The 22,498-nt window shown below is 55.0% G+C and carries 20 protein-coding genes; 11 read left to right on the plus strand and 9 right to left on the minus strand.

Annotation, left to right across the window (positions count from 1 at the left end; genetic code table 11):
- Positions 1 to 132 precede the first annotated feature (132 nt).
- Positions 133 to 1,323, plus strand: a complete 1,191-nt coding sequence (locus tag ACUTQ5_RS13470) for a CMD domain-containing protein (RefSeq protein ID WP_445651666.1) — start codon at positions 133 to 135, stop codon at positions 1,321 to 1,323.
- Here the strand turns inward: ACUTQ5_RS13470 and ACUTQ5_RS13475 are convergent, their stop codons facing one another.
- Positions 1,324 to 2,220 carry a LysR family transcriptional regulator gene (locus tag ACUTQ5_RS13475; RefSeq protein ID WP_445651667.1) on the minus strand — a complete coding sequence of 299 codons (897 nt, stop codon included), beginning with the start codon at positions 2,218 to 2,220 and terminating at the stop codon, positions 1,324 to 1,326.
- 80 nt (positions 2,221 to 2,300) lie between these two features.
- Positions 2,301 to 2,981 (minus strand): hypothetical protein, encoded by a 681-nt coding sequence (locus ACUTQ5_RS13480; protein ID WP_445651668.1) that lies wholly within the window; start codon positions 2,979 to 2,981, stop codon positions 2,301 to 2,303.
- A 347-nt stretch (positions 2,982 to 3,328) separates the two neighbouring features.
- Here ACUTQ5_RS13480 and ACUTQ5_RS13485 point away from each other — a divergent pair, with 347 nt between their 5' ends.
- The 3 genes from ACUTQ5_RS13485 to ACUTQ5_RS13495 all read left to right on the plus strand — a co-directional run bounded on the left by ACUTQ5_RS13485 (position 3,329) and on the right by ACUTQ5_RS13495 (position 10,110).
- On the plus strand, positions 3,329 to 5,635 hold the full coding sequence (locus ACUTQ5_RS13485; protein WP_445651669.1) for an FdhF/YdeP family oxidoreductase: 2,307 nt from the start codon (positions 3,329 to 3,331) through the stop codon (positions 5,633 to 5,635).
- Between the two features lie 208 nt (positions 5,636 to 5,843).
- Positions 5,844 to 7,778 (plus strand): exoribonuclease II, encoded by a 1,935-nt coding sequence (locus ACUTQ5_RS13490; protein WP_445651670.1) that lies wholly within the window; start codon positions 5,844 to 5,846, stop codon positions 7,776 to 7,778.
- 274 nt (positions 7,779 to 8,052) lie between these two features.
- A complete protein-coding gene (locus tag ACUTQ5_RS13495) occupies positions 8,053 to 10,110 on the plus strand; it encodes a carbon starvation CstA family protein (protein ID WP_445651671.1) in 2,058 nt (685 codons plus the stop codon).
- Positions 10,111 to 10,353: 243 nt separating this feature from the next.
- On the opposite strand, the gene fsa is transcribed toward ACUTQ5_RS13495, so the two are convergent.
- The gene (gene fsa / locus ACUTQ5_RS13500; protein ID WP_174352078.1) at positions 10,354 to 11,019 is read right to left on the minus strand and encodes a fructose-6-phosphate aldolase; all 666 of its coding nucleotides are present in this window, start codon (positions 11,017 to 11,019) and stop codon (positions 10,354 to 10,356) included.
- Between the two features lie 146 nt (positions 11,020 to 11,165).
- Here fsa and ACUTQ5_RS13505 point away from each other — a divergent pair, with 146 nt between their 5' ends.
- The 3 genes from ACUTQ5_RS13505 to ACUTQ5_RS13515 are packed head-to-tail and all read left to right on the plus strand — an operon-like array spanning position 11,166 to position 15,297.
- On the plus strand, positions 11,166 to 12,065 hold the full coding sequence (locus tag ACUTQ5_RS13505) for a glycyl-radical enzyme activating protein (protein WP_445651672.1): 900 nt from the start codon (positions 11,166 to 11,168) through the stop codon (positions 12,063 to 12,065).
- 4 nt (positions 12,066 to 12,069) lie between these two features.
- Positions 12,070 to 14,502 carry a formate C-acetyltransferase/glycerol dehydratase family glycyl radical enzyme gene (locus ACUTQ5_RS13510; protein WP_445651673.1) on the plus strand — a complete coding sequence of 811 codons (2,433 nt, stop codon included), beginning with the start codon at positions 12,070 to 12,072 and terminating at the stop codon, positions 14,500 to 14,502.
- Positions 14,503 to 14,550: 48 nt separating this feature from the next.
- Positions 14,551 to 15,297 carry a DeoR/GlpR family DNA-binding transcription regulator gene (locus ACUTQ5_RS13515; RefSeq protein WP_012145371.1) on the plus strand — a complete coding sequence of 249 codons (747 nt, stop codon included), beginning with the start codon at positions 14,551 to 14,553 and terminating at the stop codon, positions 15,295 to 15,297.
- Between the two features lie 48 nt (positions 15,298 to 15,345).
- Here the strand turns inward: ACUTQ5_RS13515 and araD are convergent, their stop codons facing one another.
- A complete protein-coding gene (gene araD, locus ACUTQ5_RS13520; protein ID WP_445651674.1) occupies positions 15,346 to 16,041 on the minus strand; it encodes an L-ribulose-5-phosphate 4-epimerase in 696 nt (231 codons plus the stop codon).
- Between the two features lie 363 nt (positions 16,042 to 16,404).
- Here araD and osmB point away from each other — a divergent pair, with 363 nt between their 5' ends.
- Positions 16,405 to 16,623, plus strand: coding sequence for an osmotically-inducible lipoprotein OsmB (osmB, locus tag ACUTQ5_RS13525; RefSeq protein ID WP_445651675.1), 219 nt, complete (start codon positions 16,405 to 16,407; stop codon positions 16,621 to 16,623).
- 189 nt (positions 16,624 to 16,812) lie between these two features.
- Here osmB and yciH read toward each other — a convergent pair whose 3' ends face one another.
- Both yciH and pyrF read right to left on the minus strand, forming a co-directional pair.
- Positions 16,813 to 17,139, minus strand: a complete 327-nt coding sequence (yciH, locus tag ACUTQ5_RS13530) for a stress response translation initiation inhibitor YciH (RefSeq protein ID WP_445651676.1) — start codon at positions 17,137 to 17,139, stop codon at positions 16,813 to 16,815.
- Between the two features lie 10 nt (positions 17,140 to 17,149).
- Entirely contained in the window at positions 17,150 to 17,878 is a 729-nt protein-coding gene (gene pyrF / locus ACUTQ5_RS13535; RefSeq protein WP_445651677.1) for an orotidine-5'-phosphate decarboxylase, read from the minus strand.
- 328 nt (positions 17,879 to 18,206) lie between these two features.
- Here pyrF and bhsA point away from each other — a divergent pair, with 328 nt between their 5' ends.
- Together bhsA and ACUTQ5_RS13545 are read left to right on the plus strand one after the other, a co-directional pair.
- On the plus strand, positions 18,207 to 18,467 hold the full coding sequence (bhsA, locus tag ACUTQ5_RS13540) for a multiple stress resistance protein BhsA (protein WP_445651678.1): 261 nt from the start codon (positions 18,207 to 18,209) through the stop codon (positions 18,465 to 18,467).
- A 167-nt stretch (positions 18,468 to 18,634) separates the two neighbouring features.
- A complete protein-coding gene (locus ACUTQ5_RS13545; protein ID WP_445651679.1) occupies positions 18,635 to 18,937 on the plus strand; it encodes an Arc family DNA-binding protein in 303 nt (100 codons plus the stop codon).
- Between the two features lie 51 nt (positions 18,938 to 18,988).
- Here ACUTQ5_RS13545 and lapB read toward each other — a convergent pair whose 3' ends face one another.
- The 3 genes from lapB to pgpB form a co-directional block, all read right to left on the minus strand.
- Entirely contained in the window at positions 18,989 to 20,158 is a 1,170-nt protein-coding gene (lapB, locus tag ACUTQ5_RS13550; protein WP_112362439.1) for a lipopolysaccharide assembly protein LapB, read from the minus strand.
- Positions 20,159 to 20,164: 6 nt separating this feature from the next.
- The gene (locus ACUTQ5_RS13555; RefSeq protein ID WP_261093700.1) at positions 20,165 to 20,467 is read right to left on the minus strand and encodes a LapA family protein; all 303 of its coding nucleotides are present in this window, start codon (positions 20,465 to 20,467) and stop codon (positions 20,165 to 20,167) included.
- Positions 20,468 to 20,751: 284 nt separating this feature from the next.
- Positions 20,752 to 21,525, minus strand: coding sequence for a phosphatidylglycerophosphatase B (gene pgpB, locus ACUTQ5_RS13560; protein WP_445651680.1), 774 nt, complete (start codon positions 21,523 to 21,525; stop codon positions 20,752 to 20,754).
- Between the two features lie 277 nt (positions 21,526 to 21,802).
- Between pgpB and ribA the strand changes: the two genes are divergently transcribed.
- Positions 21,803 to 22,396 carry a GTP cyclohydrolase II gene (ribA, locus tag ACUTQ5_RS13565; RefSeq protein ID WP_012145380.1) on the plus strand — a complete coding sequence of 198 codons (594 nt, stop codon included), beginning with the start codon at positions 21,803 to 21,805 and terminating at the stop codon, positions 22,394 to 22,396.
- Positions 22,397 to 22,498: the final 102 nt, after the last annotated feature.

The following is a 22,498-nucleotide window of genomic DNA, read 5'->3' on the forward strand; positions in this document are numbered from 1 at the left end:
CCAAGCACTATGTTGCGACGGTCAGCGTTGATCCTGCCATGCCGCGCCTCTCTGCGGGCAGATTGCCTTTTTATCTTGCCGCCGTTGCCTTTTGCAGCGGTGGCTATTGTGCTTGATTAAGGACTATCCCCTATGGAACTACTACGTCGACAACATAATGCCCAGTGGTATCACGAAACCCAAAGCAGCGTGCGCGGTGACCAACCGCTGGAACCCCAGGTGGCCGGTATCCGCGATCGCTTCCTGCTGGGGCTGGGCGCTTTTGCCGACGAAGCGCTGAATACAGCACTGACTGCACGCGCCGGGGTGTTTAACGCCTCGCTGGCCAGTTACCACGTACTGTTCCCAGATCGGGTAGAATTAACGCGATTAGTGACATTGTCACCTTACGACCGTCTCAGCACTGCGCTGACGGTGGCACAGGTGACCGGCGTGCAATCCCTCTGTAGTCATTACGCTGCCCGCCTCGCCCCGCTGCACAGCCCTGATGCCTCACGTGAAAGCAATATCCGCCTGGCGCAAATCACCCAATATGCCCGCCAGCTTGCCGGTCAGCCGACCCTGATTTGCCCAAAAGCATTGCAGCAGCTCAGCGACGTCGGGCTCAGCCCGGCGGATATTGTGACGTTTTCGCAGATTATCGGCTTTGTCAGTTATCAGGCTCGAGTGGTGGCCGGCGTAGCCGCATTAGCCGGACGCCCTACTGGCGTGGTGCCCGGTTTCCCGAACATAGCGGAGGCTGAAAGTGTGGCCTTCACGACGGAAGAACAGACATGGCATGCACGGCTGCCATCGGTGGTGCTGGAAGAGGCATGCGCTGAACAGCTTGACGTGCTGGATCAAAGCCACCCCGACGCCCGCAGCGAGTCTTATTATCTGCTACTGGCCCACGATGCCCCCGCGCTACGCGAACGCAACGGCGTATTTAACAGCATCAACGCCGATGGCTATGGCCTTTCCGCGCGGCTGAAGGCACTGGCGACGCTAGCGGTTTCCCGCATTAACGGCAGCCGCTACTGTGCCTCCACCGTAGCGCAGGATATTGAGCATGATGTATTGGTCTGTGCCCTGTTCGACAATATTGATCATGGGCTGGAGAGCACCGATAACCCGGTTCATCAGGCGGTGGTCCGCGTGGCTGCAGATCTGACTCGCACGCCGGAAAAATTTACTCCGCGTAGCGTGCAGCCGTTGTTTAACAGTGGGATGAATCAGGCTCAGGCGCTGGACGTGATCCTCACCGGGGCACTCTACGCCTGGGAGAACCGCTTACGCCAAACCCTGGGGGACACACAGCACCTCAGCGAAAACCAGGCGGAATAGTTACCGCAACAGCCAACCGCGCGCGGCATCAAAAAAGTGCTGCGCCAATGGCGATGCACGCCCCGGTTCGGCGGTGACCACGGCGGCATGGCGTGACATGGCTGCGATGGTAATCGGCCGGTGTTGCAGCTCCGGCATCATCGACGGCAACAGGTTGCCTGGCGGAAACAATCCGCAGCCCAGGCCAACAAAAATACCCTGCAGCAATTGGAATATCGAGGTGGTTTCCATACGTACATGCAGCGTCAAACCTGCTTCACGGAAGTTTTGATCAAGGTAGCGGCGGAAGTAGCGCGTCGGTTCCGCCAGGCACAGCGGCAGTGCGGCCACCTCCTCCAGCGTCATTGGTGCATCCCCTGTTAGTTCGGGGAAGTACTCAGGGTGGAATACCAATTCAACGCCGGCGTCCGCCAATGGCTGCGACTGGAAATGCAGCTCCTGCAATGTGGAAAGCTCAAAGAAGCCGATGCCGATATCCACAGTATGCGCCGTCAACGCCTCCAGCAGCTGATCGGCGCTCAACACTGACACCCGGTAGTCCAACTGCGGAAAACGCTCGCTGACCGCCTTTAACATTTGAGCCAACGAAATGCTGCATTGAGGAACGGCACCGATGCGCAGCGTACCGTTAAGGCCGTGCTTAAGTGACTCCACCTCCAGCTTCAGCCCCTGATAGACTGAGACAATCTCACGCGCCCACGACAGCACTCGTTCACCTTCGGCGGTAAAACCTTCGAAATTGTTACCGCGATTGATCAACGAGACACCCAGCTCTTTTTCCAGATTTTTCAGCCTCATGGATAGCGTTGGCTGGCTGACAAAGCTAACTTGCGCCGCACGCCCGAAATGGCGCTCACGCTCGAGATTACACAGGTAGATCAGTTGCTTAATATCCATAAAACGGCTCAACAAGTCATCACTGGCCTGAGTATATCATCGCTGCAGGATTTCGGGCGCAGAGCACTGCGCCCCGAGGGTTAGACTTTCAACTTCACATAGTCCATCAGGCTCGAGAACATGCCGCCCTGCTTGACCGGCTGCCCCTGAGCCAGCGGGGCATCAAGACGCGGCATCTTGATCACATATTGCGCCTTCAGTTTGTCCGCTTCGCTTTTCGGCAGACTGAGATATTGATCCTGCCGGCTGCCCACCGCAACCTCATGGCGATCGCCGTCCCACACTTTCTCCTGCCCCAGGCTTTGCCCGGCACTGAACAAATGCAGGGTAACGAAATCACGCAGACCCCAGGTCAGTAGTTTACGCGCCTGTTCTTTGCGCCCTTTCGAACTTTTGCCGCCCATCACCACAGCAATCAGCCGACGGTCGCCTTCGGTCGCGGAGGCAATAATAATGCCACGGCTGAGGTCACGAACCGTGACCCTGTCACCGGGTTTTAAAAACATCAACGATGACCCTTTGAATACCGGATTACCTTCAGCCCAGGCATCTTTCCCCACCGGTACCACATCATCCAGACCTATCTTGTGATCGAGCGCGTGATCAATCACCAACCCGGTCATCAGCTTGGTCAGGCTGGCCGGATTACGCCTTTGATCGGCATTTTCCTGTGCCAATACCTGGCCGGTGGTGTAATCCATCAGCACGTAAGAGGCGGCGTCTCTCGCCGGTGGTGTCATGAGGGGAAAGTTGAGTGGCACATCTGCCGCCTATACCGCCGAAGGCAGCAAAATTCCGGTTATCACCACCAATACTGAACGCTTTAATTGCTGTTCCTCAGGCTCTACGGGCAAAATAAAATGCCAATATAATCATAGGCATAGAATGCGTTAGTTGTGACGAAAGCGGAATCATTACTCTTTTTCAGCCCATGTCATTATGCAACCATTTGTTTGCCCGCTCCGCGCATGCGATAAACCGGCTCTATGCCGCCATAGCCCCATTCGATTAGACGCTGAAGCCGCGCCCTCCTAAACTTGTGACATAAACACTGAAAGCGCTTAAAAAAGCGTTCACTTTTTAGCTACAACCACCTGCGAAGACCAAGATGAAATTTAAACCGTCAATAAAGCCTTATACAGGTGCGGCGGGCGGCTGGGGTTCACTCGAAGCCACCACTCGCTATGTGCTCGACAGCAAACAGACGCTGAAAAACCTGCGTAACCTGATGCGCGTAAATAAGGCCCGCGGTTTCGACTGCCCGGGCTGTGCCTGGGGCGATGATAATCACAGCACCTTCAGCTTCTGCGAAAACGGTGCCAAAGCGGTCAGTTGGGAAGCCACGCGTAATGCGGTCGAACCGGAATTTTTTGCCGCCCACAGCGTCAGCACTCTGCAGCAACAAAGCGATTACTTTCTTGAATATCAGGGCCGCCTCACCCACCCGATGCGCTATAACGCCGAAACCGACCACTATGAGCCGATCGGTTGGCCAGACGCGCTGGCGTTGATTGCCCAGCACATCAGGCAAATGGATAATCCGAACCAGATCGAGTTGTATACCTCGGGACGCGCCAGTAACGAAGCCTCCTATCTGTATCAACTGTTTGGTCGCATGCTCGGCACCAGTAACTTTCCTGACTGCTCCAACATGTGCCACGAAGCCAGCGGCGTCGGGCTGAAACAAAGTATCGGCGTGGGTAAAGGCACCATCCGTATGGATGACTTTGAAAAGGCCGACGCCATCTTCGTATTTGGTCAGAACCCCGGCACCAACCACCCGCGCATGCTGCACAGCCTGAAAAACGCTGCCAGCCGTGGTGCACGTATCGTCAGCTTTAACACCCTGCGCGAACGTGGGCTGGAGCGCTTTGCCGATCCGCAAAGCCCGATTCAAATGCTGACGCCCAAGTCATCACCGATCAGTTCGTCCTATTTCCAACCCAACCTCGGCGGAGATATGGCCGCGGTACGCGGTATGGTGAAAGCCTTGCTAGAAGGCCACCGTCAGTGCCTGGCTGCCGGTGAGCCAGGCCTGTTCGATCTGGCTTTTATTGAACAGCACAGCGTCGGCGTGGAGAACTATCTGGCCCAGGTGGATGCCACCTCCTGGGAGCAAATCACCCAGCAGTCCGGCCTCAGCGAAGCGCAACTACGCCAGGCGGCGGCCATTTATCAGGGTGCCGAACGCGTGATCTGCACCTGGGCAATGGGCGTGACCCAACATAAACACTCGGTGCCGACGGTACGTGAAATCACCAACCTGCAACTGCTGTTCGGTCAGTTAGGCAAACCGGGGGCCGGTCTGTGCCCGGTACGCGGCCACAGCAACGTGCAGGGCAACCGCACCATGGGGATCGATGAGAAGTCGCCCAAGGCGCTGCTCGACAGCCTGGAACAACATTTTAACTTCTCACCGCGACGCGAGCCGGGCCATAACACCGTAAAGGCGATTGAAGCCATGCTGCGTGGCGAAGTGAAGGTGTTGCTGGCACTGGGCGGTAACCTGGCCGCCGCCGCACCGGACACCGAACGCACCGCCCGCGCCCTGCGCTGCTGCGACCTGACGGTGCATATCAGTACCAAGCTTAACCGTAGCCATCTGGTGACCGGCAAGGACGCGTTGATCCTGCCGACCCTCGGCCGAACCGAACAGGACTTGCAGGCCAGCGGCCCGCAGTACATCACGGTGGAAGACTCGTTCAGTATGGTGCATGCATCTGAAGGCGTCGGGAAACCCCTGGCGGATACCCAGCGCTCGGAAACCGCCATTGTCTGCGGAATTGCCGATGCAGTACTGGGCAGCCAACAACTCGACTGGCTGGAATTGGCAGATGACTATTCGTTGATCCGCAATCACATCGCCGCCACCATTCCCGGCTTCGAGGATTTCAACCGTCGTTGCGAGCAACCGGGTGGTTTCTATCTGGGTAACGCCGCCGCTGAACTACGCTTCGCGACCCCCAGCGGCAAAGCGGAATTCGGCGCTGCCCCGTTGCCAGACAGCCTGTTCCCGCAGTTAGACGGTCGCCAGGCCCCCTTCACACTGCAGACCTTGCGCTCGCACGATCAGTACAACACCACCATCTACGGGCTGGATGACCGTTACCGTGGCGTATATGGCCAACGAGAAGTGCTGTTTATAAATCCGGAAGATCTGGCCGTTCTGGATATGCAGGACGGCGAATTGGTAGAGATCGAAACCCTGTGGAATGACGGTATCACCCGCAAGGTGAGCGGTTTCAAACTGGTGAGCTACGATATCCCACGCGGCAATCTGGCGGCTTATTATCCCGAGACCAACCCACTGGTGCCACTGGCCAGCTTTGGTGATGGCACTGGCACTCCGACCTCCAAATCGATACCGGTAGAAATACGCCGCTGCATCGCACAGTCAACGCTGCGTATCGCCTGACCTGCAGCGCCCGGTTTACGCCGGGCGCGCTAATATTTCAATCGCCTTCCGTACCACTTTGCTCCGTGACGACTTTTGTTTTTTGAATATTCCCTAAATTCACGCGCTAACACGGTAAAACCGTGACGTTTGGCTTGCCCGCAGCGGGTGATTCGCGTAAAACTGTCAGCCGCAAATCTTGCCACTCACAACCCATTCACTGGACGATATGTTTCAAGATAACCCGCTGCTGGCGCAGCTTAAACAGCAACTTCACTCTCAGACCCCGCGCGTTGAAGGCGTAGTAAAAGGGACTGAGAAAGGCTTTGGCTTTCTTGAAGTAGACGGTCAAAAAAGTTATTTCATTCCGCCACCGTACATGAAGAAAGTCATGCACGGCGACCGTGTGAGCGCGACTCTGCATACCGAAAAAGAGCGCGAAATCGCCGAACCGGAAACGCTGATCGAGCCATTCCTGTCGCGCTTTGTTGGCCGAGTGCAAAAGCGCGATGACCGTTTGTCGATCGTGCCCGATCATCCGTTGCTGAAAGACGCGATTCAGTGTCGTCCCGCGCGTGGTCTGAACCACAATTTCCAGGCCGGTGACTGGGCAGTGGCAGAAATGTGTCGCCACCCGCTGAAAGGCGACCGCGGTTTCAACGCCGATTTGACCCAATTTATTACCGATGGTGAAGATCACCTGGCGCCATGGTGGGTCACGCTGGCCCGTCATAATCTGGAAAAAGAAGCTCCGGAGATGATCGCCATCAGCGAGCCGGATGCTTCACTGCCGCGTGAAGACCTGACTGCGCTGAATTTTGTCACCATTGACAGTGCCAGCACCGAAGATATGGACGATGCGTTGTTCGTACAGGACAACGGCGACGGCTCACTGCAATTGACCATCGCCATTGCCGATCCGACCGCCTACGTCGAGCAAGGTAGCCCATTGGATGAAATCGCCCGCAAGCGCGCCTTCACCAACTACCTGCCAGGCTTCAACATCCCTATGTTGCCACGCGATCTGTCAGACAACCTGTGTTCACTGCGCCCGAACCAACGCCGTCCGGTATTGGCCTGCCGCGTGACCATCGGTGCCGACGGCGCCCTGGCTGACGACATTCGCTTCTTCGCCGCCGAGATCGAGTCAAAAGCCAAACTGGTTTATGACGAAGTGTCCGACTGGCTGGAAGACATTGCTGGCTGGCAACCGCCAAGTGACGACATTGCACAGCAAATCACCCTGCTCAATCGCGTGTGCGATGTGCGTAACTCCTGGCGCCACCAGCACGCTCTGGTATTTAAAGATCGCCCTGACTACCGCTTTGTTCTGGGCGAAAAAGGCGAAGTGCTGGAGATCGTCACCGAGCAACGCCGCACGGCCAACCGTATCGTTGAAGAGTGCATGATTGCTTCCAACGTTTGCGCCGCTATCGTGCTGCGCGACCATCTCGGCTTCGGCATTTACAACGTGCATACCGGTTTCGATCCGCTGCTGGTTGAACAGGCGGTTACCGTGCTGCAGGCCAACGGCGTGGAAGCCGATGCCGAGAAACTGCTGACGCTGGAAGGGTTCTGCGAATTGCGCCGTCACCTGGATTCACAGCCGACCCAGTTCCTCGACAGCCGCATCCGTCGTTCCCAGACCTATGCCGAGATCAGCACCACACCGGGCCCGCATTATGGCCTGGGGCTGGAAGCCTACGCCACCTGGACCTCACCGATCCGTAAATACGGCGATATGGTTAACCACCGTCTGCTGAAAGCCATTATCGCCGAGCAGTCCGCGGAGAAGCCGCAGGACGAAGTTACCGTCCAGTTGGCAGAGCGCCGTCGTCTGAACCGCATGGCAGAGCGCGACGTGGGCGACTGGTTGTATGCCCGCTACCTGAAAGATAAAGCCGGCACCGATGAGCGCTTCAATGCAGAGATCATCGACGTGACCCGCGGCGGCCTGCGTGTACGCCTGCTGGACAACGGCGCAGTGGCCTTTATCCCGGCTCCCTTTATTCACGCGGTGCGTGATGAAATGGTCTGCAGCCAGGAGACCGGCACCGTTCAGATCAAAGGCGAAGTCGTCTACCGCCAGGGTGATAACCTGCAGGTCACCATCGCCGAAGTGCGTATGGAAACCCGCAGCGTGATCGCCAGACCGGCGGCCTAAGCTCGCAAGATTCACTGAGGTCAGACAAACACCGGACGGGTTAACCTCCGGTGTTTTTTTTCGTCGATTGAATAACAACGCCGATGTCTTTGCGTCATAAAAGAGAGGGAACGCTACAACACCATCACATTGTTTTTACGCTATTACTCAACCAGCTTCACATTTCTCATCCGACCTGCTGTTTTTCACGCACAAAACTCCTACTTTTAATTTGTATCCATTCTCCAATAAGAGCTTCTCTTTTTTATTTCTGCACACCAAGGAGTTGTTGATCATGAAAAACGTCAAGTCCGGGATCGTCTGGCTGGCGGTGGCGTTGGTGGGCGCATTTGCCTTCGCCATGCTGGCGCTAAGCCGTGGGGAGCATGTTAATGCGGTTTGGCTAGTGGTAGCGGCGGTCGCCTGCTACAGCATCGCTTACCGCTTCTACAGCCTGTTTATTGCCAGGAAAGTCTTTGAGCTCGACGATCGCCGCATGACGCCGGCGGAACGTCGCAACGACGGATTGGACTACGTGCCCACCAACAAATGGGTGCTGTTTGGTCACCACTTTGCCGCTATTGCTGGTGCCGGGCCGTTGGTTGGCCCGATCCTGGCTGCACAAATGGGCTTTCTGCCCGGCACCATCTGGATCCTGGTTGGGGTGATGCTGGCCGGTGCCGTGCAGGACTTCCTGATCCTGTTTATCTCCACTCGCCGTGACGGCCGTTCGCTGGGTGAAATGGCCAAGCAGGAACTGGGCGCCTTCGCCGGGGTGATCACCATGCTGGGTGCGCTGGGGGTGATGATTATCATTCTCTCTGCGCTGGCGCTGGTGGTGGTAAAAGCTTTGGCCGACAGCCCATGGGGCCTGTTCACTATCGCCGCTACCATTCCTATCGCGCTGTTTATGGGCGTGTATATGCGTTTTATTCGGCCGGGTAAAATCGCCGAAATTTCGGTGGTGGGTTTTGCCCTGATGCTGCTGGCGATTATTTACGGCGGCAATGTGGCACAAGACCCCTACTGGGGCCCGTTCTTCACGCTGCACGGTACTACGCTGACCTGGGTGCTGGTGGTCTATGGCTTTGTCGCCTCGGTACTGCCGGTGTGGCTGCTGTTGGCGCCGCGTGACTATCTGTCCACCTTTATGAAGATTGGCGTCATTATCGGGCTGGCGATTGGCATCGTCTTTGCCATGCCGGAAATGAAAATGCCAGCGGTGTCGCGCTTTATCGACGGTAGTGGCCCGGTGTTCGCCGGCTCGCTGTTCCCGTTCCTGTTTATTACCATCGCCTGCGGCTCAATTTCCGGCTTCCATGCGTTGGTATCCAGCGGTACAACACCGAAACTGGTGGAGCGTGAAAGCCATATCCGCTTTATCGGCTATGGCGCCATGTTGATGGAGTCCTTTGTGGCCATCATGGCACTGATCTGCGCCTCGGTTATCGATCCGGGCGTTTACTTCGCCATGAACTCACCGGCGGCGCTGATCGGCACCACGGTGGAAAATGCCTCGCAGGTGATTAACGGTTGGGGCTTTATGATCACCCCGGAAACCCTGACGATGATTGCCAAAGACGTCGGAGAGCACTCGATTCTGTCGCGGGCCGGTGGCGCACCGACCTTTGCGGTAGGTATGGCGCACATCATTACCGAGGTGTTTAACAGCCGCGCGATGATGGCGTTTTGGTATCATTTCGCCATTTTGTTCGAAGCCCTGTTTATTCTGACCGCCGTCGATGCCGGGACCCGCGCCTGCCGCTTTATGGTGCAGGATTTAGTTGGCGTGGCGATCCCTCGGTTGGCCAACAACCGTTCGTGGTTCGGTAATCTGGCGGGAACGACGGTGGCGGTCGCCGGCTGGGGGTTCTTTGTCTATCAGGGGGTGGTCGACCCACTCGGCGGCATCAACACTCTGTGGCCGCTGTTCGGTATCGGTAACCAGATGCTGGCGTCAATGGCGCTGATCCTCGGCACCGTGGTGCTGTTCAAAATGAAAAAACAGCGCTACGCCTGGGTGACTATTCTCCCCACCGTCTGGTTGTTTATCACCTCAATGACCGCCGGTTGGCAGAAGATCTTCCATGAAAAACCGAGTATCGGCTTCCTGGCACAGGCGAAGAAATTCTCTACCGGTATTGAGCAAGGTACGTTAATCGCACCGGCCAAGACCTTAAAGGATATGGAAACCATCGTGTTCAGCAACCAGATTAACGCCGCACTCTGTGCTTTCTTTATGTTGGTGGCGGTTACCATGCTGGTCTCCGCCTTCTTTGTGATCCGCCGTGCGCTGAACTCCAGCCAGCCTATGGCGCAGGAGTCACCGATCGTCCTGCGTGAGAATAGCTAAACCTGCGATTAGACGCGGCATGCAGCGCCCCTACTTCTAAACAACCGGGCACTTGATCAGTGCCCTTAGGTTGCTGACAAAGCAGGAAAAAGCGTGGTTTTTCCTGCTTTGTGGTGAACAGCCGAAAATCAATAAATTTATTTTCCTGATTTTTATTTATCGACCTCAACTCGCTCTGGGCAGGAATGAGGTTTGTCATCAGTCTGCGGGCACTTGATCAGTGCCCTTTTCTTTGTTTACAGCTCAGTTCAATAAGTTAGTCCCAAAGGCCCCCTGCCAATCCTGTTCGAACTTCTCTACCGCCGCCTGTACCGCAGGTGCGGCAAGGAACTGCTCGGCAACGTCGACCGGCAAGGTGATGGCCTGGCAACCTGCCAGTAAACACTCCAGTGCCTGACGCGGCGTTTTAAAACTGGCGGCCAGCACTCTGGCTCCTGGTGCATGCAGCGTCAGCAACTGTTGCAGCTCCTGCACCATCTTGATGCCGTCGCCGCCCTGCGCATCCAGACGGTTAATGTAAGGGGCGACATACTCTGCCCCGGCCAACGCCGCCAGCAATCCCTGACCCGCGCCGTAGACCGCCGTCCCCAAGGTCGGGATCGACATCGTTTTCAGTTTCTTAATTGCTGCCAGCCCTTCAGCGGTCGCCGGCACCTTCACCACCAGCCCTGGCACTCGCTGATGAAGCAGCGCCGCTTCAGCCACCATAAGTTCGGCATCGTTGGCCATCACCTGAGCAAACAGCTTGCCGGTGCCCCCCATCGCATCACGCAGAGCCGGCAACACCTCCCAAATCGGTTTCCCCTCTTTGGCAACAATACTTGGATTAGTGGTCACGCCATGCAACGGAAGGATGCGCGCCAGGCGTTTCACGGCGTTCACATCAGCGGTATCGAGATATAGCTCCATTACGGACTCCTGAATCTTCTGTGGGCGAATTCAAACTCTGAGCATAGTAGGACATGCAATACGTTTATATGTGATCGAAATCAAATCAACTTTCATTCGAAACAAATTTAATAAAAACAGAAAAGCAATCGAATGACAGGTGACTCGTGATCTTCAATCTGCAGCGCTATTCCACCCATGATGGCCCAGGTATTCGCAGCGTAGTGTTTCTGAAGGGCTGCTCGCTCGGCTGCCGCTGGTGCCAAAACCCGGAAAGCCGGGCGCGAAAGGCAGACCTGTTGTTCGACCCACGCCTGTGTCTTGGCGGCTGCACGCTATGCAGCGAAGAGGATCCGCAGGCTGTCCGGCGGATAGACGATAATCTGGTGATCCAGCGCGATTTACTCAGCCATGAAGATTATGCCGCATTGGCTGCCCGTTGCCCAACTGGCGCGCTCAGCCTGTGCGGCAGCGCGATAAATATCGACGCTATCATGGCCGAGGTCCTGCGCGATCGCCCCTTTTATCTAAGGACCGGCGGTGGCCTGACGCTGTCCGGCGGCGAACCCTTTATGCAACCGACCGTGGCGGCAGAACTACTGCGCCGCAGTCGTGAGGCTGGAATTCATACCGCAGTGGAGTCATGCCTCCATACCCCGTGGTCGTACATCGCCCCTTCACTGCCCTGGCTTGACCTGATGCTGGCGGATCTGAAGCACGTCGATGAACGGCGCTTCAAACAGTGGACCGGCGGCTCCGCCAAACGGGTAATGGACAATTTTCGTCGGCTGGCTGAGCGCGGCACCCAAACCATTGTGCGCGTGCCGCTGATCCCGGAGTTTAACGCCGATCACCACTCTGTCCGCACGATTGTCGATTTCGCCGCCGATGAAGCCGGTGCCAAAGAGATTCATTTTTTGCCGTATCACACACTGGGCATCAACAAATACCACCTGCTCGGCGAACCCTATCACGCAGCCCGTACCCCACTGGATACACCCGAACTGCTGGCCTATGCCGAGCAGTACGCCAAAACCAAAGGGCTAACCGCTATTTTGCGAGGATAACATCATGACCACGCTGGACTTGACCACCCTGACTGCACGCACCCTGGCCCACAAGAAAGCGCTGATCCATATCGTCAAACCGCCGGTTTGCACCGAACGCGCACAGCACTATACCGAAGCCTATCAGCAACACCTGGACAAACCCTTGCCGGTGCGTCGGGCGCTGGCATTAACTAACCATCTGGCCAAACGCACCCTGAGAATCGACAACGATGAGCTGATTATCGGCAACCAGGCCAGCGAATTGCGCGCCGCGCCGATCTTCCCGGAATATACCGTCAGTTGGATAGAAGACGAGATTGACCAATTGGCCGACCGCCCAGGCGCCGGTTTTTCCATCAGCGAAGAGAATAAGGCCATCCTGCACCGGATATGCCCGTGGTGGCGCGGCCAGACGGTACAAGACCGCTGCTACGGCATGTTCACCGATGAACAACAGGCGCTGCTGGCCACCGGCATCATCAAGGCCGAAGGCAATATGACTTCGGGAGATGCCCACCTGGCGGTAAATTTCCCACTGCTGCTGGAAAAAGGCCTGGACGGGCTACGCGACAAGGTGGACGAGCGCCGCAGCCGCCTTCGCCTCACCGACTGGCAAGAGTTACAGCAGGAACAATTCCTGAAGGCTATCGACCTGACCCTGGAGGCACTGAGCGCCCATATCCTGCGCTTTGCCGAACTGGCCCGCAACATGGCACTGGCGGAAAGTCGCCACTGGCGGAGTGAAGAGCTGCTGGCCATCACGGAAAACTGCGAGTTAATCGCTCACCGCCCACCGCAGACCTTCTGGCAGGCGCTGCAACTGTGTTACTTCATTCAGTTAACGTTACAAATTGAGTCCAACGGCCATTCGGTGTCCTTTGGCCGTCTCGACCAATACCTGTACCCCTGGTATCGCCGCGATGTCGAGCTGGAGCAGACTCTGCCGCGTGAGCGTGCGATTGAAATGCTGCACAGCTGCTGGCTGAAACTTTTGGAGATCAACAAGATCCGTTCTGGTTCGCACTCCAAAGCCTCGGCAGGCAGCCCGCTGTATCAGAACGTCACTCTTGGCGGACAGAAGCTGATCGATGGCCAACCCTGCGACGCGGTGAATCCTTTATCCTATACCATTCTGGAGTCCTGTGGCCGTCTGCGCTCAACCCAACCTAACCTCAGCGTTCGTTACCATGCCGGGATGAGCAGCGATTTTCTCGATGCCTGCGTGCAGGTGATCCGTTGTGGCTTCGGCATGCCGGCCTTCAACAACGATGAGATCGTCATTCCCGAATTTATCAAGCTGGGGGTGGCGGTACAGGATGCCTATGATTATGCGGCGATTGGCTGTATCGAAACCGCCGTTGGCGGGAAATGGGGTTATCGCTGCACCGGCATGAGTTTTATCAACTTCGCCCGAGTATTGCTGGCGGCGCTGGATCAAGGGCGTGATGCCACCTCTGGCAAGGTGTTCCTGCACCAGGAGTTGGCGTTGTCGCGAGGCAACTTCAGCCATTTCGATCAGGTGCTTGACGCCTGGGACAGCCAGATCCGCTACTACACCCGTAAGTCGATTGAAATTGAGTGCGTGGTCGATAGCGTGCTGGAAGAAAATGCTCACGACATTCTGTGCTCAGCATTGGTGGACGACTGCATTGAACGCGGTAAAAGCATTAAGCAAGGTGGTGCAAAATACGACTGGGTTTCGGGCCTACAGGTCGGTATTGCCAACCTGGGCAACAGTCTGGCGGCAGTGCGTAAACTGGTGTTCGATCAGGGTGCGATCGGCCAGCAACAGTTGGCAGCAGCGCTGGCCAATGACTTTGACGGGTTAAGCGGTGAGCAGTTACGTCAGCGGCTGCTCAACGCCGCGCCAAAATACGGCAATGACGTGGATGAGGTCGACCAATTGCTGGTGCGCGCTTATCAAACCTACATTGACGAACTCGGGCAGTACCACAATACCCGCTTTGGTCGTGGCCCGATCGGCGGCACTTACTACGCCGGTACTTCGTCCATTTCGGCTAACATCCCCTTTGGCGCGGCTACCCTGGCAACACCGGATGGGCGTAAAGCGCATACGCCGCTGGCGGAAGGTGCCAGCCCGGCATCAGGTACCGACCACCTGGGGCCGACTGCCGTGTTTAATTCACTGTCAAAGTTACCTACCGCCTCAATCCTCGGTGGCGTGCTGCTGAACCAGAAACTCAACCCGGCCACTCTGGAAAACCCGGTCGATCGTGAAAAGCTGATGCTGATGCTGCGCACCTTCTTTGAGGACTATCAGGGCTGGCACGTACAGTACAACATTGTGTCGCGAGAAACCCTGCTGGAAGCGAAGCAACATCCTGACCAGTATCGTGATTTAGTGGTTCGTGTTGCTGGATATTCCGCGTTCTTTACCGCATTATCCCCTGACGCGCAGGATGATATTATTGCGCGAACAGAACATACTATTTAAACAACAAATATTAGCGGCCGCACCTTGGTGGCCGCACATCAGGTTGATATGAATTCAAGACAACAGACAATATTGCAATTGGTTAACGACCGTCGGCGCATCAGCGTCAGCGATTTAGCTGCTGCTACCGGCGTTTCTGAGGTGACAATCCGTCAGGATTTGAACCTGCTGGAGAAGCGCAGTTACTTGAAGCGGGTGCATGGTTCCGCACTGGCGCTGGAAAGTGACGACGTCGATGCACGCATGATGTCCAACTTCACTCTCAAGCAAAAGCTGGCGCAATATGCCGCATCGCTGGTTAACGACGATGAAACCATCTTTATCGAAAGCGGCAGTGCCAACGCGCTTTTGGCTCGCTACATTGCCGAACGCAAGCGCATCACGCTGATCACCGTCAGCCACTATATCGCCAACCTGCTGAAAGAGACCGACTGCGAAGTGATCGTGCTGGGCGGCCTGTATCAGAAAAAAAGCGAAACCGTGGTCGGGCCGTTAACGCGACAGTGCATTCAGCAGGTGCATTTCAGCAAGGCGTTTATCGGCATTGACGGCTACCATGCGGACACCGGCTTTACCGGTCGCGATATGATGCGCGCCGATGTGGTTAATGCCGTACTGGCAAAAGGCGTAGAAAATATTGTCCTGACCGACTCGTCCAAGTTTGGACAAATCCAACCCAATCCGCTGACTCAGCAGGGGAAAGTGCATCGGGTGATCACCGATTCCCGGCTGTCGCTGGACTATCAGCACCAATTAAAACGCCAGGGAATTCAGTTGGATATAGTAAACGACTAGGTGTCAGGCGAGAAAGTGGTGGCCGTCACACGACGGCCTACCTGAGGGTTACTGACCATAATAGGCATTTTTACCGTGCTTGCGCAGGTAATGTTTATCCAACAGCATCTGCTGCATGTTCGCCAGCCCCGGTGTCAGTTGGCTCGAAAAAATCCCCATGTAGGCAATCTCTTCCAGCACCACCGCATTGTGCACTGCGTTTTCCGCATCCTTTCCCCAGGTAAAGGGTCCGTGTGAGTGCACCAGCACCGCCGGTATCGCCGCCGGATCCAACTGGCGTTCTGCAAAAGTTTCGACGATCACCCGGCCGGTTTCCCACTCGTAGCGGCCATTGATTTCCGCATTGTGCATCTGGCGGGTACAGGGGATGTCACCATAAAAATAATCGGCGTGGGTGGTGCCCCAGGCAGGAATATCCAGCCCCGCCTGTGCCCAGATGGTGGCATGCCGCGAATGAGTGTGAACAATCCCCCCGGCAGCGGCAAACTCCAGGTACAGCGCCCGGTGGGTATCGCTGTCCGATGACGGCTTTTTATTCCCCTCCACCACTTTGCCGCTTTCCAGCTCCACCACCACCATATCGTCACGGGTCATCAATGCATACTCTACCCCCGACGGCTTGATCACCATCACCCCCTCGCGGCGAGCAACAGCACTGACGTTACCCCAGGTGAATGTCACCAGATGATGGCGTGGCAAGGCCAGATTGGCCTCTAATACCTGCTGCTTGAGATCGTTAAGCATTTGTCTTTCCCGGTTAAGACTGTTGGGAATATTGTCGGTAGGCTGTCCCTTAGAGGGTATGGCGTAAATCGCTAAAGACCGCGTAGCCTTCTGCTGGAAACCGAGAACTGTGGGGCACAGAGGAAATAGCCTGCAAAAGGCGGGAAAATGGACTTTAGGACTATTTACCTATTTATCGTCAAGCAGAGGCTTATAGTGGATATTGGCAGAGAGAGCGCCTTTAGCTTTTCAATTGTTCTGCCTTTAACAAAAAATGCCATTTTTTATATCGATACGCTTTGGGAGCCAAGAGCAGGCCAAATTTAGGGTTCATGCCTATACTTATAGGGCACTCCCATAAGCCAATGCTAAGGAGAAGTCACTATGATGATTATCAATAAACGTTTCGCCACTGCCGCTCTGGCGCTTGCGCTGGCGTTTTCACTCAGCGCTTGTTCCAACATGTCCAAACGTGACCGTAACACCGCTATCGGTGCCGGTGCTGGGGCTGTGGGCGGCGCGGTGTTAACCGATGGTAGCGCACTGGGTACGCTCGGCGGAGCCGCCGTTGGGGGCATCATTGGTCATCAGGTAGGTAAATAACCTGACCGCCACTAGCCGACAGGCTGGCAAAAGCGTTTACGCTTTGACGTATTAACCATAATAAAGAATATTTCAGGTCTGTTTTACTTTTAGTCAGTGGCATCATTGCCATTAACGGGTCAACGCCCGGCAGCATCACCCACTGCCATGCCGCAGCATTACACCGCGGCATGGCAATTTCCCTAGTGATTAACCGCCCGCCAGTTTGACCTTCATCCCTTTGGCTTCCAGCAGCTGTTTTAGCAAATCACGCTTATCACCCTGGATCTCAATCACGCCGTCCTTGAGCGAACCGCCACAGCCACACTTCTTCTTCAGTTCAGCCGCCAGTTTTTCCAGCCCCGCATCATCGAGATCAACACCAGAGATCAGACAAACGCCCTTCCCCTTGCGCCCACTGGTCTGGCGTTGAATACGCACGATGCCATCACCCTTGTCGCGCTGTGGCTTAACTTCTTCCTGCTTGATACGCCCGCTGTCGGTGGAATAAACCAGACGGCTGTTATCGTCCTTCATCAGTATCTCCTCAGGCCAGTGAAGCGCGAATGGCGCTCAGCGTAGCGGCAGGATCGGCAGATTGGGTGATCGGGCGCCCAATCACCATGTAGTCAACACCCACCGCCTGTGCCTGTACCGGCGTCATGATGCGGCGCTGATCGCCGGCATCGCTGCCTTCAGGACGGATACCCGGCGTAACCAGTTGGAACTGTTGGCCACAGGCTGCTTTCAGGCGCTCGGCCTCATGCGCAGAACAGACCACGCCGTCCAGTCCACAATCTCGGGTCAGACGCGCCAGACGTTCCGCCTGATCGGCCGGAGAAAGGTCGATGCCGATAGCCTGCAAATCCTCCGCCTCCATGCTTGTAAGCACGGTCACGGCGATCAACAACGGCGCCTGCGCGCCATAAGGCAGCAACGCCTCTTTGGCGGCGGTCATCATACGCGCACCGCCGCTGGCGTGGACGTTAACCATCCACACGCCCAGTTCAGCCGCCGCCGCGACCGCACGAGCGGTGGTGTTGGGAATATCGTGGAATTTCAAATCCAGAAATACGTCGAACCCGCGGGCGTGCAAGTCGCGCACCAGTTGCGGTCCAAACAGGGTGAACATTTCCTTACCCACTTTTAGCCGGCAGTCTTGCGGATCAATACGATCGGCAAATGCCAATGCTGCGCCAATATCTGCGTAATCAAGCGCAACGATGATCGGAGATGATTTTAAGTCATTGTTATTAATGTTATTTTCAGACTTCATTTCTTCTACCTTCTGTAAAATGGACATAACCAGGTAACAACCCGCCAAACTGACCGCCGCATTCTACATGCCAGCCGACAGAAATCCCAGCCGCAGCGCAGCCTGCAGTTAAGTAATGTTATCCCCAGGTTCGTCATCAAGCGTCAATATAGCCCCGATGCCATTAACCCTGGCTGCGTAAAGCGCCGTAAAGATGCGTAAATTGTTAATCAAATATTTTGAATTAGATATTCAGCATTATCAGATTTTAAATCTATATGGGTGCTTTATTATTCAACACATCGGAATCGAACGACTTCCAACCTAAATAAATAGACTGGAGTTTCTTATGAAAAACATCAAATATTTTGCAGCAGCAGCCGCTATCGCCATGACCTCTTTTGCTACCTTCGCCGCTGAGCCGGTAGACCTGCAGCAGGCCACCAGCCTGACCGCATCCGGTGTCGTCTCTGCAGGCCATGCCACCACTCTGAGCAGCCTGGAAGCCAAACTGGCTGCCAAAGCCAAAGCCCAGGGCGCCAGCAGCTACCGCATTATCTCTGCCGGTGGTAATAACATGCTAAGTGGCACCGCCGTCATCTACAAATAAGCACTCTGGTATAGAGCCCGGCACGCCGGGCTCTCCCTCAATTCCCCCGTCTTGTCGTTCATTACCCCTCGCTAATGTTACGGAAATATTAAATTTTTATTACACACTGGACTCTCACTCACGACTGGCTTAGCTTGAAGACAATCTTCCCGCAGAAAGGCTTCAAAATGAGCGAGATATCTACACTAACGATTAAAATCCCTCTGGAACTCAAAGAGAAAATTCGTGCCATTGCCGCCGATAACCAACTTTCTCTGAGCGCCGAGGTCTGTCAACGTCTTGAAAATAGCTTCGACTTACCGGCCAAGGGGGACAAAAACAAAACCGCTAAAAAATCGGCGGAATTGCATCACGGTGAAATTGACAATCAGGGGATTGAAGAAGAAATCGAGCAGCCGCTGAACCAGAAAGAATTGAAGAAGCTGCGTCAGCTGCTGAAAGGCGGCGTCAAAGCCGGCAAGAAAAAATAAAGCGCTAACATAATAAAAACGGGACTATTTTAGCCCCGTTTTTATTGCAGATTATTGGCCATCCAGCCCTCGGATCGGTTTAACCGATGACCATGCCCGGCATGACGGGCAATGCCAATACAGCGAGTGTGCGGTAAATCCGCACTTATGGCAGCGATAACGCGGTTTGGTACGTATCTGTTCACCGACCATATCACGCAGTAACAACAGGCTTTCTTTCGCACGCCCATCTTCCGCATCTGCCAAGTGATAATCCATCAGGCGATAGAATACCCGCATCGTCGGGTGGCGCTGGAGCTGGCGGTTGATATACACCTGCACCACGTCACGCCCTTCATTCTGCTCAATAATTTCCGCCAGCATCAGCTCTGCGGTGGCACCGGTATTTTCTTCAACACAGCGTTTGAGGAAATCCGCCCAATCCTGTTGCTGTTCCAGATGCTGGTAACACTCATGCAGCATCGGCAAGGTTTCGCTCACCAGCTCTTTATCCTGGTTCAGCACACGCGTTAGCGATTCAACCGCCTTGGCGTATTCACCCTGCGCCATATAAATTCGGCCCACCATTATAGATACCCGGGCGCACTGTTTATCTGCCGAGGCCGCTTTTTTCAGCAAGCCCATCGCCTTATCGAGATCGTCACTGCCCATCGCCTGCAATGCCAGTTCGCAGTAGAAATGGGCGATCTCGATACGTTGTTTATCTTTACCCAATTTGACCAGTTTTTCCGCCACATCGATGGCTTTTTGCCAGTCGCTGGTGGCCTGGTGGATCACCAACAGTTGCTGCAACGCGGAAATGCGGAAATCTTCTTCGCCGATTAACTGGCCAAACATATCTTCGGCGCGGTCGTACATGCCGGCGGCCATATAATCGCGGCCCAGCTGCTGCACGGCAAGCAGACGTTGCTCGAAGGTCAGGGAGGCGCTTTCCATCAGTGCCTGATGGATGCGGATTGCGCGGTCTACTTCGCCGCGCGAACGGAACAGGTTACCCAGCGTCAGGTGGGCTTCTACGGTATTGCTGTCCTCTTTCAGCATATCAAGGAAGAGATCGACCGCTTTATCCTGCTGGTTGGAAAGCAGGAAGTTAACCCCGGCCACATACTCACGCGACAGACGGTTGGCTTCCTGTTGTTTGTCCTGTTGAGCACTTCTGCGCCCCATGTACCAGCCGTACGCGGCAGCCACGGGCAACAACAGAAACAGCAGCTCTAACATAGAAGGTTATTCCTTGCTGACAACGGACGGAACTGCCGATTCAGCAGGTTGTTCAAGCTGCAGTTCCAACCTTTTGATTTTGCGTTCGGCTCGCCCCAACGCAATGCGGGTACGCAGATAAAACAGGCCACAAATGACCCAGCCGATAACAAAACCGGCGCCAAACAACGCCGCCAACAGGGTCGATACGCGATAGTCGCCCTGCGCAACCAGATAGTTAAAACTTACGACCTGATCGTTATGCGCGCCCAACGTGACAGAAATCACGAAAATCACCAGAACCAACAAAAAAATCAGCAAATATTTCACATTCTTTCCCGCGATGCCGAGTTAATCGGATGAATTATGCCAATACGTGGCTTCCCTAACCTTTAAGTTAGCATTTCCCATCGTGGCAGGGAAACCCTGCTGCACGATAAAACCACATATCTGCTGGCATATTCGACAGTAAACGACGCTCCCGACCAAATTAATGAGAAAGCTTCTCAAAATAATAGATTAATAAGGATGTGGGGGCATTAATAAGAATTGCAATGACAGGAAATGTAAGCGGTTAATGCGGTGCCATAGCGACACCGCATTAAGTGACGGCGTCACCTGGTTTTATCTTCCGAGGTTCTTTCCGCTATTTCCTGCTGCTCTTGCGGCGGTGGCGTTAAAGGGCCAAACCAGCGTTGGGCCAACCAGCAAGCTATCGTCACCAACAGCCAACTGAGCAAGGTCGCCACAGCCAGATCCCGTGGCCAATGCATGCCCAGCATTAAGCGGCTGCCCATGACACCGATTGCCCACACCATCAAGACCGCTACGGTCTTGTAGTGGCGTCTTGGCCACAACAGCCCTACGCCCAATAGCGCCCAACTGGCGGCAAACATCGTGTGGCCGGAAGGGAACGCAAAGCCGGTCTCAAACTGCCAGTGCTCACGTAACCATACCGGTACCAGCGCTTGATCCTGAAGTTGCTCTTTCACCAATGCACCCCGCTCTTTACGTTTGAGCGAATAAAAGTACTTTTCATCAATCTGGTGGGCCGACTCCAACCACAGCACAAATGGCCGTGGCTCCTGCACGCGATCCTTGATCAACGACTTCACGCCCTGTCCGATCAGAATCGATGCGCTGAGCAGCACCAACAATCCAATGGCCGGTCTGATACGAAAACGCAGACACCACAAAAACCAGGCACCAAGAATAATACTGGTGAGGATCCCCCAGGGCGAAGTGACTGTTTCAGTCAGCCAGTACAGACCTTTCAGCAGTTTGCCGTCGCCACCCGGTTGCCATTGCCAGCCGGAAATCCATACCGCCAGCGGCATCAGCAACAGCACTAGTGCGCCTGCTGCCGTACGTTTTGCCATCTCAAACATTCCCATAGTCCTTTGCATAAGCCAATTTGCAGTGTAACAATCTTGCAATATTGATAACACTCGAAAAATTAAACAGATAAACGGCCTATTGCAATAATAGTTGGCTGAAAACGCCGGATGCTGATTTGCTAAGCACCTCAGGGCAAGAAGTTATGGCAAAATAGCCGATAATTAATGAAATGCCGATCATCGTTGCGCATTTAATACTGGTCAGCTAACTGACCCGGAAGTAGGATGCGCAACCATGATTGAATCGGAAGTATTTGTGGAGAGCAACATGCAGCTTAAACGGGTGGCAGAGGCCAAATTGCCAACACCTTGGGGCGATTTCCTGATGGTAGGATTCGAAGAACTGGCGACCGGGCACGATCATCTGGCACTGGTGTTCGGGGATATTTCTGGTGCAACACCGGTACTCTCACGGGTACATTCTGAGTGTCTGACCGGTGATGCCTTATTCAGCCTGCGCTGCGACTGCGGTTTTCAGTTGGAAGCCGCACTGGAGCATATCGCGGAAGAAGGTCGCGGTATCCTGCTCTACCATCGCCAGGAAGGTCGTAATATCGGTTTACTGAACAAGATCCGCGCTTATGCCCTGCAGGACAAGGGCGCTGATACGGTAGAAGCCAACCACCAGTTGGGTTTTGCTGCGGATGAACGTGATTTCACCTTGTGTGCGGATATGTTCAAACTGCTGGGCGTGGATGCGGTGCGTTTACTGACCAACAACCCGAAAAAGGTCGAGATCCTGACCGAAGCCGGTATCAACATTACCGAGCGTGTACCACTGATCGTCGGTCGCAACCCGAAGAACGAGCGTTACCTGGCCACCAAGGCTGCAAAAATGGGCCATTTGCTGGACCAAGAGTAATTTCCTTGCGGGGAAGAATCAGGGTGCCATGAAAGGCGCCCTTAGGTTGCTGACAAAGCAGGAAAAAGCGTGGTTTTTCCTGCTTTGTGGTGAGCAGCCGAA

Source organism: Serratia sp. NA_112.1 (assembly GCF_052691715.1).

Excerpts from the sequence above, each read along its gene's own strand:
- fsa (WP_174352078.1), bottom strand. The coding sequence starts at position 11,019 with ATGGAGCTATATCTCGATACCGCTGATGTGAACGCCGTGAAACGCCTG.
- ribA (WP_012145380.1), top strand. The coding sequence starts at position 21,803 with ATGCAGCTTAAACGGGTGGCAGAGGCCAAATTGCCAACACCTTGGGGC.
- araD (WP_445651674.1), bottom strand. The coding sequence starts at position 16,041 with ATGCTTAACGATCTCAAGCAGCAGGTATTAGAGGCCAATCTGGCCTTG.
- pgpB (WP_445651680.1), bottom strand. The coding sequence starts at position 21,525 with ATGTTTGAGATGGCAAAACGTACGGCAGCAGGCGCACTAGTGCTGTTG.
- ACUTQ5_RS13490 (WP_445651670.1), top strand. The coding sequence starts at position 5,844 with ATGTTTCAAGATAACCCGCTGCTGGCGCAGCTTAAACAGCAACTTCAC.
- pyrF (WP_445651677.1), bottom strand. The coding sequence starts at position 17,878 with ATGAAGTCTGAAAATAACATTAATAACAATGACTTAAAATCATCTCCG.
- ACUTQ5_RS13485 (WP_445651669.1), top strand. The coding sequence starts at position 3,329 with ATGAAATTTAAACCGTCAATAAAGCCTTATACAGGTGCGGCGGGCGGC.
- lapB (WP_112362439.1), bottom strand. The coding sequence starts at position 20,158 with ATGTTAGAGCTGCTGTTTCTGTTGTTGCCCGTGGCTGCCGCGTACGGC.
- ACUTQ5_RS13495 (WP_445651671.1), top strand. The coding sequence starts at position 8,053 with ATGAAAAACGTCAAGTCCGGGATCGTCTGGCTGGCGGTGGCGTTGGTG.
- ACUTQ5_RS13475 (WP_445651667.1), bottom strand. The coding sequence starts at position 2,220 with ATGGATATTAAGCAACTGATCTACCTGTGTAATCTCGAGCGTGAGCGC.
- ACUTQ5_RS13545 (WP_445651679.1), top strand. The coding sequence starts at position 18,635 with ATGAGCGAGATATCTACACTAACGATTAAAATCCCTCTGGAACTCAAA.
- osmB (WP_445651675.1), top strand. The coding sequence starts at position 16,405 with ATGATGATTATCAATAAACGTTTCGCCACTGCCGCTCTGGCGCTTGCG.
- yciH (WP_445651676.1), bottom strand. The coding sequence starts at position 17,139 with ATGAAGGACGATAACAGCCGTCTGGTTTATTCCACCGACAGCGGGCGT.
- bhsA (WP_445651678.1), top strand. The coding sequence starts at position 18,207 with ATGAAAAACATCAAATATTTTGCAGCAGCAGCCGCTATCGCCATGACC.
- ACUTQ5_RS13510 (WP_445651673.1), top strand. The coding sequence starts at position 12,070 with ATGACCACGCTGGACTTGACCACCCTGACTGCACGCACCCTGGCCCAC.
- ACUTQ5_RS13470 (WP_445651666.1), top strand. The coding sequence starts at position 133 with ATGGAACTACTACGTCGACAACATAATGCCCAGTGGTATCACGAAACC.
- ACUTQ5_RS13515 (WP_012145371.1), top strand. The coding sequence starts at position 14,551 with ATGAATTCAAGACAACAGACAATATTGCAATTGGTTAACGACCGTCGG.